Origin of the sequence: Peribacillus sp. TH27, from assembly GCF_016650915.1 — a bacterium.
GTDB lineage: Bacteria > Bacillota > Bacilli > Bacillales > DSM-1321 > Peribacillus > Peribacillus butanolivorans.
Map to the genome: position 1 here is coordinate 2,034,110 of NZ_JAEKEV010000002.1, position 15,869 is coordinate 2,049,978.

Annotated in this window: 12 protein-coding genes, 2 pseudogenes and 1 riboswitch; of the genes and pseudogenes, 9 read left to right on the forward strand and 5 right to left on the reverse strand. The window is 36.7% G+C overall.

Annotated elements, in window-relative coordinates:
• Positions 1 to 14: 14 nt before the first annotated feature.
• Both sfnG and JFU24_RS11235 read left to right on the forward strand, forming a co-directional pair.
• Complete coding sequence (gene sfnG / locus JFU24_RS11230) at positions 15 to 1,124, forward strand: dimethylsulfone monooxygenase SfnG (protein ID WP_201182335.1); 1,110 nt, start codon at positions 15 to 17, stop codon at positions 1,122 to 1,124.
• Positions 1,125 to 1,270: 146 nt separating this feature from the next.
• Entirely contained in the window at positions 1,271 to 1,816 is a 546-nt protein-coding gene (locus JFU24_RS11235) for an NADPH-dependent FMN reductase (protein ID WP_201182337.1), read from the forward strand.
• A 315-nt stretch (positions 1,817 to 2,131) separates the two neighbouring features.
• Here JFU24_RS11235 and JFU24_RS11240 read toward each other — a convergent pair whose 3' ends face one another.
• The 3 genes from JFU24_RS11240 to JFU24_RS11250 all read right to left on the reverse strand — a co-directional run bounded on the left by JFU24_RS11240 (position 2,132) and on the right by JFU24_RS11250 (position 6,203).
• A complete protein-coding gene (locus tag JFU24_RS11240) occupies positions 2,132 to 2,917 on the reverse strand; it encodes an SDR family oxidoreductase (RefSeq protein WP_053344696.1) in 786 nt (261 codons plus the stop codon).
• Positions 2,918 to 2,932: 15 nt separating this feature from the next.
• Positions 2,933 to 3,787 carry a RhaT/GlcU family sugar-proton symporter gene (locus JFU24_RS11245; protein WP_190270240.1) on the reverse strand — a complete coding sequence of 285 codons (855 nt, stop codon included), beginning with the start codon at positions 3,785 to 3,787 and terminating at the stop codon, positions 2,933 to 2,935.
• 589 nt (positions 3,788 to 4,376) lie between these two features.
• Complete coding sequence (locus JFU24_RS11250; RefSeq protein WP_201182343.1) at positions 4,377 to 6,203, reverse strand: APC family permease; 1,827 nt, start codon at positions 6,201 to 6,203, stop codon at positions 4,377 to 4,379.
• A 151-nt stretch (positions 6,204 to 6,354) separates the two neighbouring features.
• Positions 6,355 to 6,498: riboswitch (cyclic di-AMP (ydaO/yuaA leader) on the reverse strand.
• Positions 6,499 to 6,654: 156 nt separating this feature from the next.
• On the opposite strand from JFU24_RS11250, the gene JFU24_RS11255 reads away from it, so the two are divergent.
• The 3 genes from JFU24_RS11255 (at position 6,655) to JFU24_RS11265 (ending at position 8,879) form a co-directional block, all read left to right on the forward strand.
• A complete protein-coding gene (locus JFU24_RS11255; protein WP_201221931.1) occupies positions 6,655 to 6,795 on the forward strand; it encodes a hypothetical protein in 141 nt (46 codons plus the stop codon).
• 422 nt (positions 6,796 to 7,217) lie between these two features.
• Entirely contained in the window at positions 7,218 to 8,612 is a 1,395-nt protein-coding gene (locus tag JFU24_RS11260) for a cytochrome P450 (RefSeq protein ID WP_242485324.1), read from the forward strand.
• 93 nt (positions 8,613 to 8,705) lie between these two features.
• Entirely contained in the window at positions 8,706 to 8,879 is a 174-nt protein-coding gene (locus tag JFU24_RS11265) for a hypothetical protein (RefSeq protein WP_157444081.1), read from the forward strand.
• A 134-nt stretch (positions 8,880 to 9,013) separates the two neighbouring features.
• Here JFU24_RS11265 and JFU24_RS31310 read toward each other — a convergent pair.
• Positions 9,014 to 9,127: pseudogene (locus tag JFU24_RS31310) on the reverse strand (YjcZ family sporulation protein); the annotation flags it as partial.
• Between the two features lie 1,076 nt (positions 9,128 to 10,203).
• Here JFU24_RS31310 and JFU24_RS11275 point away from each other — a divergent pair.
• The 4 genes and pseudogenes from JFU24_RS11275 to JFU24_RS11290 all read left to right on the forward strand — a co-directional run.
• Positions 10,204 to 11,547, forward strand: a complete 1,344-nt coding sequence (locus JFU24_RS11275; protein WP_201250905.1) for an amino acid permease — start codon at positions 10,204 to 10,206, stop codon at positions 11,545 to 11,547.
• Between the two features lie 468 nt (positions 11,548 to 12,015).
• Positions 12,016 to 12,693: a FadR/GntR family transcriptional regulator gene (locus JFU24_RS11280; RefSeq protein WP_201182349.1), complete on the forward strand. Its 678-nt coding sequence runs from the start codon at positions 12,016 to 12,018 to the stop codon at positions 12,691 to 12,693.
• Positions 12,694 to 12,709: 16 nt separating this feature from the next.
• Positions 12,710 to 13,936, forward strand: coding sequence for a CynX/NimT family MFS transporter (locus tag JFU24_RS11285; RefSeq protein WP_201221935.1), 1,227 nt, complete (start codon positions 12,710 to 12,712; stop codon positions 13,934 to 13,936).
• A 49-nt stretch (positions 13,937 to 13,985) separates the two neighbouring features.
• Positions 13,986 to 14,210, forward strand: a pseudogene (locus tag JFU24_RS11290) (NAD(P)H-dependent oxidoreductase); the annotation flags it as partial.
• A 413-nt stretch (positions 14,211 to 14,623) separates the two neighbouring features.
• On the opposite strand, the gene yhbH reads toward JFU24_RS11290, so the two are convergent.
• Complete coding sequence (gene yhbH, locus JFU24_RS11295; protein WP_201182353.1) at positions 14,624 to 15,793, reverse strand: sporulation protein YhbH; 1,170 nt, start codon at positions 15,791 to 15,793, stop codon at positions 14,624 to 14,626.
• Between the last annotated feature and the right edge of the window lie 76 nt (positions 15,794 to 15,869).

Below are 15,869 nucleotides of genomic sequence, written 5' to 3' on the forward strand. Positions count from 1 at the left end.
AGGAGGTAATTTTAATGAGTTTACAATTTGCATATTGGGCACCAAATGTAAGTGGAGGTCTGGTTATTTCGGATATTCCCCAAAGAACAGGTTGGACGTATGACGCGAATAAACGATATGCACAAATGGCCGAAAATCTTGGATTTGATTATGTTTTACTACAAACTAGATTCTTTGCAAGCTATGGGGCTGAGAATCAATTAGAAGCTGCTACGCTTGCTTCTGCATTGGCAAGTGTGACTAATAAAATTAATATCATTACAGCCGTTCTTCCTGGACTATGGCACCCAGGTGTCGTAGCCAAAATTATCTCAACAATCGATCATATCAGCAATGGACGTGCTTCCATAAATATCGTTAGTGGATGGTTTAAAGGCGAGTTTACTGGTTATGGAGAACCATGGTTAGATCATGATGAACGTTATCGGCGTTCTGAAGAGTTTATACAAGTTCTACGGAATTTATGGACAAAGGAAGCGACTACTTTTAAGGGTGATTTTTACCGAACAAATGAAGCACCCCTAAAACCCAAACCGATTAACCCTCCCAAAATATTTCAAGGTGGCAACTCTATTGCCGCAAGAGAAATGGCAGGACGAGTGTCTGATGTTTATTTTATAAACGGAAACACACTAGAGAAATTAAAAGAACAAATAGACCATGTACGATCACTGGCTCGCTCGAATGGAAGAGAAATTCAGATTGGTGTCAATGGTTTTGTGATTGTCCGTGATACAGAAGAAAAAGCAAAACAAGTTTTAACAGATATTGTTTTACATGCAGATCAAAAGGCTGTCGAAGGATTTAAAAGCCAAGTGAAATTTGCAGGTCAAGCTTCTTCACAAGGTGAAGGAATGTGGCAAAACTCAACATTCGAGGATCTCGTTCAATACAACGACGGATTTAAAACCGGGTTAATTGGGTCTGCCGAGCAAGTTGCGGACCGCATCATTAAATTGAAAAAAATCGGAGTGGATATCATCCTAACAGGATTCCTGCACTACGAAGAAGATTTACAAGTCTTCGGGGAGAAGATAATTCCTCTCGTAAGGCAAAAGGAAGCAAAGGTAAAAGAAGATACTGCTACTATATCGCTAATAGCAAAGAATGCAACACTGATTTAAAGTGATCACAATACTCCGAAGTAGTACAAGTATTTGAGTTTTCATAAGCATCCTTTTTCCCTTTCAATAAAATAACAATTATAATATCAAAGTGGAACAAATTAACACGAATGGAAAATACAAATAAATACTCGGAGGTAATGAAGATGAAAGTTGTTGCAATTGTAGGGAGTATTCGTAAAGAATCTTATAACCTAAAGCTTGCTAAATTTATTCAAACTCAATATCAAGAACGGTTTGAACTTGAAATCTTAAACGTTCGGGATTTGCCTTTTTATGACCAAGATATCGAAAACGACCCTCCTGTAGTGGTAAAAGAATTTAAAAGCAAAGTGGCCAATGCAGATGCAGTCTTGTGGGTAACTCCTGAATACAATGGAACGATTCCAGGCGTATTAGGCAATGTTATCGATTGGTTATCACGTGTAGATAAAGTCATGATTGGTAAACCATCATGGATCATGGGTGCGTCCATGGGACATTTAGGAACGGTTAAAGCCCAATTACATTTGCGTGAAATTCTATTTGCTCTAGGTATCTCCTCTCCTTTGCTTCCTGGAAATGAAGTTTATGTTGGAGCAGTTCATGAAAAAATCGATAAAGAAGGTACTCTTACTCATGAACCGACTGTTCAGTTTTTAGATACGGTCGTTGATAACTTCATTACCTGGTTTAATCATCATAATCGTTAATTTAGTAAAAATCCCAGTAGGAATGATCCTACTGGGATTTTTTGTGCATCAAACCTATTCATTAAGCTACCTACGCCTAGTATAAGTTGTGAGACAGATTCACTCTTTTTTAGCTGAACTTGCATCTTCCCTTTTTAAAAAGTCTTAAAAAGATTGAAGAACGAGCCAACCCGGTAAAAGGCCGCTCTTTCAGTTTTATTTCATAAGAACTATGTTGAGAAAAGCCCTTATTATGTATAGAAAAGGGCTCGCCTATTATACCAGAAGTAAATTTTCAACCATTAATATTAAGATGAGTTTGTTCAAGAGATGCCTTCATCCTCTTCCCGCTTGAAATGAAGGGTATTTCGTCATGCCTCCATCAGCAAATAGGGTGATGCCCGTAACATAACTAGACTCTGAAGATGCCAGCCATACGGCAACCGCAGCGATTTCTTCAGGCTTTCCAATGTACCCCATCGGAATCATACTTTCAAGATCCTTTTTCTTTTCAGGATCTTCAAGCTTGTCGGCATTTATTGGTGTGGCTATTGCACCAGGACCAATGCTATTTACACGAATACCTTTTGGCGCATATTCTAACGCCAAAGTTTCCGTAAGCAACTTCACACCACCCTTGCTTGCCGCGTAGTGAACAAATAAAGGCCAAGGAATTTTCTCATGTACACTGGACATGTTTATCACATTTCCTTTAATGTTGTTTTCTACAAAATACTTGATGGCTTCACGGCAACCTAAAAAATTACCGGTTAAATTGGTATCAATTACCCGGTTCCAGTCGCTTAAGGGCATCTCATGAGAAGGTACTGGATTTTCTATTCCTGCATTATTAATGAAAATGTCTAGTTTTCCAAATTCCTTTATGGCTGATTGCACAAGATTAATTACATCTTCTTCAACGGTGACATCACCTTTTACTGCAATAGCCTCCCCATCTGTTTTTTTGATTTCTTCTAACACACTATCTGCTTCCTCTAATTTAGTACGGTAATTAACCACGACCTTTGCCTTTTCCTGAGCAAAGCGAATTGCCATTGCTTTTCCTAAACCAGTAGATGAACCAGTTATCACAACGACCTTGCCTTCTAAATCTGTATACATTCTATCATCCTCCAATTAGCTTTTTGCGAGGCCGAGCATAACCCCAGCTATAATAATCAAGATAATTCCAATAACGATTCCAATTAATTGGCGCTTTGTTTTCTTCTCACGTAAAATGATGATCCCGCCGAGAGTTGAGATGACTATGCCCATTTGAGATAGGGAAAAACTCGTAGCGACTCCCACACGAGGCTGTGATATAAATAAAAACATGTTTCCTGCTGCCCATATTAATCCAGGAATGATATTGCGAATTGCATACTTATTAAACGGCTTATGTTTAAACGTTAATAATAAGCCACCTACCACCATCCCGATTGCTTGAGGAAACAATGCTGACCAGCCATTAACATCAAAGAGACGTGCAACAACCACATAAACTAAATAACCAAATGTTGAGATGAGTAGAATAACGATTCCCTTTTTCAAGTTTCCCGATTTACTCTCTTTTGATTCTTTATCTTCCAGTGAGGTCAACACGATTCCAATGATAATAAATACTAAAGCCAGTACGCCTAAAATAACTGCTTTCAGTGTAGACCATTCGTGAAAAACTATGACTCCAAATAAAGTAGTAGAAATCAGCTGTAATCCCGTTGAAATCGGCATTGTTTTAGAAACACCCATTAAATCAATGCTTTTGAGCTGATTAGCTTGTCCAACAGCCCAAAAAAGTCCTGAAACAAACCCCACACCAAAAACTAGAGGTGACAACTTGATATCCGCGAAAAAATAAACCCCAATAGAAAAAATCAAAGCCCCAATCGTTGTACCGAGCGTTTGACTATAGGGACCACCACCAAGTTTCACATTAAATAAAACGATACTTCCCCAGAATAGTGCCGGTAAGAGAGCTAATAATATATCCATCTTCAACCCCCACATATGTATGTTCAAAACATTAAATCAGGAAATTTTATTTTGTCTTTTTTTAATATGTTCTCATTAAGGAAATTGAGCCATGGTAATTTTATCAATGAAAACTTCTTAGATTTTGATCATCTAATAACCAATTAATCTAATGAATGATAATGATAAATTCAAAAGGATAGACAAATTCAGCTTCAGAAATATTGTCCAACATAAAAAGGATTGCCAGCGGTAACCCTCTTTTCTCAATATAGAGCGTAAATTGAAGAAAGAGCAAACCCAGTTAAGGTTTGCTCTAAGACTGACTGTAGGCAAAAGTGTTTATTTCTAATTGTTAAAACAAAGTTCATTGGAGCGGAAGGTGCAAGACTCCTGCGGGAAAAGCGTGTCCAAGGGAGACCCCACAGGCGCAAAGGCGCCGAGGAGGCTCCCTGACCGCCCGCGGAAAGCTTAGTGCCCTACGTTCCAATCAACGTTCGAATTTTTACAACCCCTCAAAAAAACTGTAGACAAACCCTGTTAAGGTTTGCTCTTTCGGTAGAGAATACAGCAAAGTAAGGCTGTCTGTGAAATCACTTGTTATATATTTTTATTTCTTCAAATGATAAGGTACTGTCGTAATAACTACATTTCTTCTATAAAGTAAGTAGGCACGGATCAGTAAACTAGATTGGTTATGAAGAATATTGTGCCAGCCTTTCTTCGGAATAAATTGTGGAATGATTACAGTAACCTTATAGTTAGATTCCCTCGCTTTATGTTCAACTGTATCTACAAATTTAGTTAATGGCTGAATGATACTTCTGTAATAAGAGTTCAGTGTGACGAGTCTAACATCTGGTTGCCACTTCTTCCATTTTTCTTCGAATTTTTTTTCATCTTCTCTTTCAAAAGCAACATAAACGGCAATAACCTGATGTGCTGAAAGAGATTTAGCATAATTTAAGGAGTTCTCAACCACATGCGTTATACCAGCCACAGGTACAATAATAATATTCCCTTCTATTGGTAATATAGGCTCACAAGTTGTAATCCTAAGTTGGTCACCAACTGCTTCATAATGCTTTCTAATTCGATGAAAAATAACAATGATGATAGGTAAAAAAATCAAAACAGGCCAAACCTGAGTAAATTTGGTTAAAAAGAATATCATCGTGACGATAAAGCTAATAATGGCACCAATTGAATTAATGGTTAATTTCATCATCCATCCTTTTGGCTTTTCGCGAATCCATTTAACAATCATCCCGGACTGAGACAACGTAAATGGAATAAATACCCCTACCGCATAAAGTGGAATAAGATTTTCTGTATGTCCTCCAAATGCGATTATTAAGATGATTGATGCAAGTCCTAGTATGATAATTCCATTGGAATATCCTAATCGGTCTCCTCTAATTGTAAACGCCCTTGGTATGAATTTATCCTTTGCAAGATTTACCGCAAGCAAAGGGAAAGCAGAATAGCCAGTGTTGGCAGCAAGAATTAATATTAATGCTGTCGTTCCTTGGATAAAGAAATACATAAAGTTGCGTCCAAATATCTCTTCAGCAATTTGTGAAACAACAGTTACCTCTGCGCTAGGAACAATGCTTAAATAATAGGCTAAGAATACAATACCCGTAAATAACACAGCAAGTAAGGAACCCATTGCTATTAATGTTTTTGCAGCATTATTAGGCGCTGGATTTTTAAAGTTTGGAATCGCATTGGAAATCGCTTCAACTCCTGTTAATGCAGAGCTACCTGATGCAAAAGCTCTTAGAAGTATAAATAAACTGATCCCTGCTACTGGTGTTCCGATTGATGCATGTAAGTCAGGGGAAACTTCACCAGTCAAAATTTTGTATACACCTACACCAATCAGAATGAATAACGCTAAAACGAAAAGATACACTGGATAGGCTAATACGGAAGCCGACTCTGTTACCCCTCTTAGGTTAAGGATGGTAAGAAGAATTACAAAAATTATAGCAATAACGACATTATATGAATGTAGGCTGGGAAAAGCAGATGTGATGGCATCTGTACCCGCAGAAACACTTACAGCCACAGTTAGGATATAGTCGACTAACAAAGATCCTCCAGCTATCAGCCCAGGATTTACACCCAAATTGTTTTTTGAAACCACGTATGCTCCCCCGCCATGAGGATAAGCAAAGATAATTTGTCTATAGGACAAGATTAAAGCCATTAACAGAATCAATACACCAATGGCGATAGGAATGGAATACCAAAATGCTGCGGCACCCACTGTAATTAAAACAATTAAAATTTGTTCCGGGCCATATGCAACGGAAGACAAAGCATCAGAAGATAATATGGCCAAAGCTTTTGTTTTGTTAAGCTTTTGGTCACCTAATGCAGTAGATTTTAGAGGCCGGCCTATTAAGAACCTCTTTATAGAAGATAACACTAGAAATCACCGCCATTTTTCAAATTAAGTTTATTTTGCCCAGTTATATGAAAAAAACTTTACGAAAAAAACAAGAATAAAATAGAAAAATGCCCACAAGTCATAGTTAAATAGACCTGCAGACATCATTTTTTTGTCTCACAAGCTCCACCTTCCTTCTCATATAACGCTTACGAGGTTAGCTGTCGGATTCGGACCTTTGAGTAGCCCTACCTAGAAAGGATTCACCCCTTGGATTGTAAAACAATCCTAATAACGGTTCCCCCGTACCATAAGGTTTCAGCGATTTAGAAATATGAAACTGTTGATATCATACTCCCGTGATTCGGAAAAGTAAATGAAAAATTTGCAAACAAAAAGAATAATTTTTTCTTAGAGAGGTTATGTTGTTAACGAATACTTCATTAGTGATTAAGACGCATGGTACCAAGAAAGGATAGAAGAGAATTACATGCCAAAAAAAAATGATAACCCAATAATATCTGATGAATTTTTAGATCAAGTGGTTAAAGAAATTAACGAACAATATGGTGGTCCTACAATGGAAAAAAATGATCCGCACCAAAATAGAGATAGGGAAGAACGAAGCTGAATACATCTCTTATTTATTAACAAAAGGAAATTTCTTTCTGAATATCCCAAAAAAAAACTCTGGATTCCTCTCACCCAGAGTTTTTTCACACTAGACACCTTTAATTCCTCACCTGTTTATTACCAGTAAATTAGGAACTACCATTTGTACTTCTCTCCTCTTTGTGGTTTCTTATCAGCTCAAAATACGCTCTCACGATTTGTAATTTTTCTATACTCAACTTATAGAGAAAACTTTATTTTTAGTTGAGTACGAATGGAAATCTAGTAATCTCCCCTCACCCTTTAGGACTCGTATATTCATTATGATTAACTAATTAAAAATTATGTGCTCTTTCTTTTAACAACTTGTCCAAACCAATATAGCTTATTCTCATAGAATGATTACAAGAAATTATTATTACCGAAAGGAGAGAAAGAACATTGAGTGAAACTGATGAAGTTTTATATGATACTCCAATGGTCCCAAATGGAAAACTAATTTCTGGCCATACAAAGGAGTTTCAAAAAGATGTACTTGGCTTTCTTACCCGTTTATCAAAAGAATATGGAGACGTTGCAAAATTTCGTTTTGGACCTTTCCAAAATGTTTACCTCATTTCAAATCCGGATTTAATAAAGCAGATACTTGTAACGAAACAAAAATCCTTCGTCAAATCAAAGGACAGCAATGCTATAAAACCACTCGTTGGTGATGGACTTCTTACTAGCGAAAAAGACGTTCACATGCGCCAGAGAAGGCTTATTCAACCCTCTTTCAAAAAGTCCCATATTAGCAATTATGCCCAGGATATGATTGATATAACAATGGACTATATTTCAACTTGGGAAAATGAGAAAGAACGGATTATTACGAAAGATATGATGAATATCGCCCTTGGGATAATAAGCAGGACCATGTTCAGCATGGATTTCAAAGATGGGTATGATGTGGTCGGAGAACCGATGGAAGCAGCCTTGAAAATTTCCGTCAAAAGGATGAGAACACTTCTTCAATTACCCTTATGGGTTCCAACTAAAAGCAACCGTGAATATAAAAATGCGATACAAAGACTTGATAAAGTGATTTATAGCATTATCGAAAAACGTAGGGAAGATGCAGAAAGACATGAAGATATGCTTGGAATTTTAATGGAGGCTCGAGATGATGAGGACGGCTTAGGTATGTCAAACCAGCAAGTACGCGATGAACTAATGACCATCTTCATTGCCGGTCACGAAACGACGGCAAATACGCTTTCCTGGGCCATATACTTTCTTTCACAGAATCCAGAAGTGGAAACTAAACTTTTCAATGAAATAGATAGAGTAATAGGCAACCGTACTCCTACGCCTGACGATTTCATGAAATTAACATACACACAAAATATTATCAGGGAATCACTTCGCATATACCCGCCAGTCTATATCATTTCACGGGAAGTGGAGGAGAATGTGAAAATAGGGGGGTATCATTTTAAAAAAGGCGATATGTTTTTGCTAAGTCCATATGTGGTGCAGCACAAGCCGGAGTATTTTGATAATCCAGATTCTTTTATTCCTGAGAGATTTGAAAACAACTATTTGAAAACTTTACCTACGTATGCTTACTTTCCGTTTAGCGGGGGACCAAGAGTTTGTATTGGTAATTATTTTTCATTGATGGAAGCTGTGCTTGTCCTAGCGTGTATTGCTCAACGATATAGAATTAGGCTAGCACCGGACCATCATGAAGTAAAACCAATTACAACACTTACACTCAGACCAAAGCGTGGATTGCGCATGATAGTAGAAGAAAGAAATGAAGAAGGGTTCCACCCTGGAGCTTCTGAAATTTAAATGAATATAAAATGGATTACATGAACAAAACTTTCGTTTTTAAGAGCCGGACCTATTTTGGTGGACATCTGAATTACAAAAGGAGGGATGAAAATGTATATGCTTCATTCACACAAGATGGGTACCATCCACACTGAAATGCACTATCTAGGGATGGCTTCACAGGTATTTGCCGGTTATTTAGAATTTCTACAGGATAGTGAACAGGTGCAGGACACCGATTACCTACATCCACTTTCTTTCTCCACGTTATGTGAGAGTGAATAGAATAGCCTCACAGTTCTTTTTAATAATTATAGAAGAAACCGACCCTATTAAGGTCGGCTTTTTTTATTTTTTTAGCAGTAGCCGCCATATCCTTGAACCGGGGCATATCCACCGTCGTATCCACCACCGTATCCACCACCACAAAAGCTAGCTCCAACAATTATTAACAATATAAACAAAACAACTATAAAGGCGAAACCTCCACCAAATCCAAATCCGCCGTCACAACTTGACTCACAACCTGACATATAGAAACATCTCCTTATTTGTTTTTATAGAAGAACTTAAATGGGTTAGTTCATCTTATGCACTAGTCAGGAAAATGACAGCAATAATACAATTTAACTTTTTTTGGTCTTATAATTGGTTATTTCATGATCTTCACTGAATATTGAATAGGATGAAAATTATTTTGTATCAGCTTTATATATATTTTAAAGTCTCACTTATATAGTGTATATTTTCAGATGATTAACCGCACTTTAAGAAAAGATTGAAGGTGATAGCATGGCCAAAATGCTTCCAGTTTTATTAATTTTTTTAGGTACGTATTTACTTATTATGGTCATTGACAACTTACAGGGTTTGAATATGTTCCAATCTCTCTATAACATTAAACAATATTTTACAGTCGCTCGTGGAGAAGATTACTTTCTCCTCTTTTCATTCATTTTTTTCTTTCTATTTTTGAGTATCTTCACAGCCAAAAAAAAAACCAACAGCCTCCCTCTTCATGAAACTGTTGGTTTTATTTTTTGCTTTATATATGCTGTAATCAATAATAGAATGGGGACTCCTATAAACAAAGGTGGATGCAGCAAGTAGGGAACAATTTTGAGTCCTTCATCTATATGAGCCTGATAGCTAGGGGCAATCAAAGGAGATAAGAAGAATTCCATTATCGAAATTATAAAGAGCAATGAACCCGAATTCCTCATATTTGGATTTGGGTTCTTTGTTTACAAAGATGAACTTATATGAACGGGAATCTAGATATAAGTATTTTCAGTAGTTCCTCACAACATTTATTTCCTAAAAAATAACCTCCTTAAAAGTGAGTATTCTAATACAAAAATAAATTAACTTTAACAAATGACATTTTAATAAGAATAAGTATCAAAATATGTTTAAATAATATCCACAATTCATTCTCTCGTGTTAAAGATATAATTTTTCTGTTCCCCTACATAAATTGACATTATTCTGAATTATGATATATTAATATAGTTACTTTAGTACACAAAAGCGTTTAATCACAGAAGAGTCCTTTGATTTTTATTAAAATAATATTTTATTAAAATAACGGAAGAAAGGCATGAATAACATGGAAAAGACTCATCATGATTTACAAAGGGGCTTATTGCCAAGACATGTCCAGTTTATTGCGTTAGCAGGAATGATAGGAACAGGGATCTTTAAGGGGAGCTCAGATACATTAAATATGGCTGGTCCAAGTGTTGTGATAGCCTATTTAATAGGGGGCCTATTGTTATTTATTGTAATGGCAGCTTTAGGAGAAATGGCAACCGTTTTTCCCAATTTGAACGTACAACATCTTATAAATAAAGCTTTTGGGTTTCAATTATCCTTTATTGTAGGATGGCTCTATTGGTTTAACTGGATTATCGTGATCATTGTAGAAATAGTGGCAGCCGGAAGCTTTTTACAATACTGGTTTCCTTCTGTACCATTATGGCTACTAAGTATACTATGTGCGTCAGTAGTAATAGGAATAAATTTGTTTCAAGTAAAATACTATGGAGAACTCGAGTTTTGGTTTGCAGGTATTAAAATAATAACTTTAATTGCTTTTATTATTTTAGGAGCTTTGATTCTGATAGGAATTTTCCCTAGTTCCGCTTCATTTTCTAATTATACGGAACATGGTGGCTTTTTCCCCCAAGGAATTGGAGGCATGTTAAGTGCACTTTTAGTTGTAATGTTTTCATATGGGGGTGCTGAATTAATTGGTGTGGCTGTCACAGAAACCAAAGACAGTCAGCGAGTTATACCAAAAATCATTAAAGGAACAGTATGGCGGGTAATCCTTTTTTACGTCTTGCCAATTCTTATTATTTGCGGAGTAATACCTTGGAACCAAGTAAGTACTGAAGAGAGTCCTTTCGTTCAGGTTTTCAGCTTAACAGGACTTCCAGGAGCTGCTGATATTATGAATTTCGTTCTTTTAACTGCTGTCTTATCAGCTGCAAATTCAGGTATATACGCTACATCAAGAACATTGTTTACTCTTTCTCAGAACAGAGAAGCCCCTAAGGTATTTATAAAAACAACCAAAAAAGGTATCCCACTTAATGGAATATTTTTAACTACATTATGTATATTATTTGGTGTGTTTTTATCCTATTTGACTCCCGATCTGATATTAAGCTATCTAATGGCTATCCCTGGCTTTACAGTTTTATTATTATGGATCAGTATATGTTCTGCCCAATTGAAGCTCCGTAAACAATACACTGACGAACCAGGTTTCCGGGTAAAATGGTACCCATATACAACTATATTTGCGATCATAGCTTTAAGCTTTATTTTTATTGCTTTTATCTTTAATAAACAAAATATAATTGGTACCACTGTATGTCTTGTAACTGTAGCAGTATTTATCCTGCTCTCTTTTTTAGTCAAACAAAAAAAATCAGCTAAGAAATAGACATACTTCTTTTGAATTACAATTAAGTCTGGGAATTTAATTCCCAGACTTTTTTATAATTCCTTATTTGTTTTAACATAAAGTACCTTATAAGAAATGAAGCCCTGAAATTTTTGATTTCAGGGCTTTTTTCTCCAATATTAAAGACTTTCTGTACAATTGAGAAAGTTCTTTTGCAATAATCCAGACTGTATTATTCGAGCCTTTTCATTTACCGGCATACGAAATTCAGCCCAGTAATGGGGGACAAGAGAAAAAACACCCCATGTCTCGTATAAGTTATGAACATTAAATAGGAAATGTTTTTTCTTATAGGAAATTGTGTCCATTATACAGCCAAGGTGGAAAATTGGATGGGGAAGGAAGTTTTGAATACCCGTACTTTAACATTATTCTTGTTTATATTTCAACATACATATGTTAAAATAACCAATGAACCAATCATCCTACAAATTTGAGGTGTATATATTGACCATATCTAAAACAAATCGTTTATCACTTGTAGAACAAGTTGTTTCCCAAATTGAATCGTTAATCGAATCTGGCGAATGGAAGATTGGAAATCAGATTCCTCCTGAAATGGATTTGATAAAACAGTTCGATGTGAGTAGAAATACATTAAGAGAAGCTGTACGATCACTTGTTTATGCAGGTCTTTTAGTAACAAAACAAGGAAAGGGAACGTTCGTCAAGTCATCAAGTGCCCTGGGAGTTGCATTTCAAAGAAGGATCCAGCAGTCAAGTTTATTAGAGACGTTAGAGGTTCGTCATGCACTTGAAAGAGAAGGAGCACAATTAGCTGCACTAAGACGTGACCAAGAAGATATAGAACAGATGAGAATTCATATAGAAGCATGTCGTAAGGCTGCTGAAGCAAAGGATAGTAAGGCTTACGAAGAAGCTGATATTCAGTTACATAAATCAATTATGGGTTCATCACATAATGATTTATTGATTGATTTGTACGAACATATGGAAGATTCTTTGCATGCTTCCATCCATCAGATAGCTGAGATGAGTTCAGGTGCGAACTTTCATTTGAACATTCATTGTAACCTTGTAGATGCCATCATCGAACAAGATGTAAATCGGGCAATTGAAACAGTGAATGAATACATTACACAATTCAAAAAATCTTTAGTCTAAGTACGGAGGACAAATTATGGGTATTCATCAAGCGGCAAATCAACTAGAACAAACAAAAATAGATCTTAAACCTAGAATTGGACTACTTATTATCGGGATCATTCTGATTGGGGCCAACCTAAGAGCTCCTTTAACTTCTGTAGGACCTCTGGTAACTTCGATTCGGGATAATTTGGGAATATCCAATACACTATCAGGTTCATTAACAACATTGCCTTTACTTGCTTTTGCACTCTTATCTCCATTTGCACCTAAGTTAGCTCGACGTTTTGGAATGGAGCTTACCCTATTCATTTCCTTAATCTTATTAACGATTGGGATTGGGATACGATCTATTGGCGGAGTGACGACATTGTTTTTAGGAACCATTTTAATTGGGTTAGCCATCGCTATTGGCAATGTATTGTTACCCAGTCTTATTAAACATAACTTTGCACGGAATATCGGTTTGATGACAGGGGTTTATGCAGTTTCCATGAATTTATGTGGTGCAATAGGATCCGGTATCAGTATTCCCATTTCCTCTTTATCAGGGTTAGGATGGGCTGGTGCACTTGGATGTTGGGGAATCTTATCTCTTATTACCGTTTTCTTTTGGATGCCACAATTAAAAAAGCCATTCAAGTCCGATAAGGATGAACAAACGGCTCAAAAGGTAAAAAACATTAACTTATGGCGTTCGGGTTTAGCATGGCAGATCACTTTATTCATGGGACTGCAATCGTTTATCTTTTATACAGTAATTACCTGGATGCCAGAAATTCTGGAGCAAAAAGGACTAAATGCTGATGAAGCTGGCTGGATGCTATCCATCATGCAGCTTGCCGTCATTCCTATAACATTCATTGTGCCAATTTTAGCTGGACGCATACAAAGTCAGCGTTTGTTAGTAGTCCCTCCTGTTATTTTTCTTATTGTAGGGATATTCGGTATTTTGTACGGAAGCACGCTGCTTATCCCAGTATGCATGATTTTGATTGGGGTTGGAGTCGGAACTATATTTAGTTTATCCATGATGTTCTTTAGTCTTCGTACACAAAGTACCCATGAGGCGACGGAACTATCCGGAATGGCTCAATCATTTGGTTATCTTTTAGCTGCTGTTGGACCAGTATTATTTGGAGGGCTACATGACATTACACACAGTTGGACGATTCCCTTATTAATGTTAATCGTAGTATCAGCTCTAATTTTCATAGTTGGAATGCGTGCAGGAAAAAACGAATATGTAACAACTCATTAATCGCTTTAATAAATGTTTCTGTGCACAAATATCGTGCTTTTTTAAGCGTCTAGAGGCAACCTTATTAAAACTTATTACACCTATGCTTCACCAAGGGATGATTATTGTTGGTTTACCGGGGAATATTCCTGAAAATACGCTTTATGGTGGATCGTATTATGGTGTAGGGATTTCATGTCCAGTTGAAAGTGATGTGCTTATAACTGATCATGATAAAGAACTTGGGAAAGCGTTAGGACAACGTGTCGTTGAAGTAACGAAACGAATGATATAAGTATAGTAGATGTAAAAGTAGCCGTTGCTCCTGTTGAGCAACGGCTACTTTTATATGCAATTCCACTTTATGAATCGTAAGTAATTTCATATCGCTGTGATGTTGCAATGACCAGCCAAACTTCTTACTTTTTCAAATTAGTAGGTCAGCTCATTTGAATCTGACTTCCATACTATTAAAAACCATACATGAAATCGAGGATATTCTCCCCTATCCCTTTCTATTTCCTCTTAGTTTATGCAAACTCTCCCTCTTTAGATTAGCTGTATCTTATCTCCCTCACCTGTATAAAAAACAAAAATTTAAAAAAAGACGTACTATGTGAACCGCACGTCTTTTACCTACTATTATATTGATTTAAATATCGCTATATATAATTGAATTAAACTATTTAGATCAACAGGTTTCCTTTTTTATGCATACTTCTTACTTTCTTCGTCTTTAAAAAAGCTCTTCATCGCGTGGAAAACGTCAGCTTTTTGCTTAAGAATATAATACCGGAATTTTTCATTGTCGATATTCTTATAAGCTGTCATCAATGTCGAATGGCGATTGTATTGATTGACTTCCCCATAGCCAAACATATTGGAAACCTTCATGAGTTCTTCCACAAGCTTTACGCATCGAACGTTATCAGACGTGAGATTGTCACCATCGGAAAAATGAAATGGATAAATGTTAAACTTCACAGGGTCATATTTATGATCAATAAGTTCTAATGCTTTTCGATATACGGAAGAACAAATTGTACCGCCGCTTTCCCCTTTCGAAAAGAAATCTTCTTCCGGTACCACTTTCGCTTCTGTATGGTGGGCAATAAACTCGATTTCAACTGTTTCATATTTTGTCCGCAAGAATCGGTTCATCCAAAAGAAGAAGCTTCGGGCCATGTACTTTTCCCATAGACCCATACTTCCGGAAGTATCCATCATTGCCAATACGACTGCTTTGGAGTCCGGTTTTTGTATTTCATTCCACGTTTTGAATTTAAAATCTTCCTTATAAATTGGATGAAAACCTGGGTCGCCGCTTAAGGCATTTCGTTTGAAAGCGGATATCATGGTTTTCTTTTTATCAATATTCCCCATTAAGCCTGTCTTGCGAATATCGTTGAATTCAATATGCTCAAGCGTATGCTCCGCTTGTTCTTTTTTCTGAAGATTAGGCAGTTCTAACTGGCTGAACAGTGCTTCTTCTAGTTCCATCATTGACACTTCGGCTTCATAATAATCCTCGCCTGCCTTGTCACCTGCACCCTGCCCTTTGCCTCCTCCGGCATCGGATGGTGAGCCATCTCTTGCGACCACATCCCCTACTTTACTATCGCCATCGCCTTGACCTACATGTTTGTTTTTATCATAGTTATAACGAATTTTATATTCATCCAAGGAGCGAATAGGGATCTTAATAACATCCCGTCCATTAGACATTACAATGCTTTCTTCTGAAATTAAATCAGGTAGATTATTCTTAATTGCTTCCTGCACCTTTTCCTGATGGCGTTGTTGATCATCATAGCCTTTTCGATGGAGGGACCAATTTTCCTGTGAAATCACATATTGTTGATTATTCTCTTCCGACATTCTCTTCCCCCCTTATAAATGTTTGCACGCTTTTCATCATTCCTTCATATAATAAGTTAGTGTGAGAAAGCCCACA

Bases quoted from the DNA above. Each gene is read 5' to 3' on its own strand.
- sfnG (WP_201182335.1), top strand. From the start codon at position 15: ATGAGTTTACAATTTGCATATTGGGCACCAAATGTAAGTGGAGGTCTG.
- JFU24_RS11235 (WP_201182337.1), top strand. From the start codon at position 1,271: ATGAAAGTTGTTGCAATTGTAGGGAGTATTCGTAAAGAATCTTATAAC.
- JFU24_RS11240 (WP_053344696.1), bottom strand. From the start codon at position 2,917: ATGTATACAGATTTAGAAGGCAAGGTCGTTGTGATAACTGGTTCATCT.
- JFU24_RS11245 (WP_190270240.1), bottom strand. From the start codon at position 3,787: ATGGATATATTATTAGCTCTCTTACCGGCACTATTCTGGGGAAGTATC.
- JFU24_RS11255 (WP_201221931.1), top strand. From the start codon at position 6,655: ATGCCAAAAAAAAATGATAACCCAATAATATCTGATGAATTTTTAGAT.
- JFU24_RS11265 (WP_157444081.1), top strand. From the start codon at position 8,706: ATGTATATGCTTCATTCACACAAGATGGGTACCATCCACACTGAAATG.
- JFU24_RS11275 (WP_201250905.1), top strand. From the start codon at position 10,204: ATGGAAAAGACTCATCATGATTTACAAAGGGGCTTATTGCCAAGACAT.
- JFU24_RS11285 (WP_201221935.1), top strand. From the start codon at position 12,710: ATGGGTATTCATCAAGCGGCAAATCAACTAGAACAAACAAAAATAGAT.
- yhbH (WP_201182353.1), bottom strand. From the start codon at position 15,793: ATGTCGGAAGAGAATAATCAACAATATGTGATTTCACAGGAAAATTGG.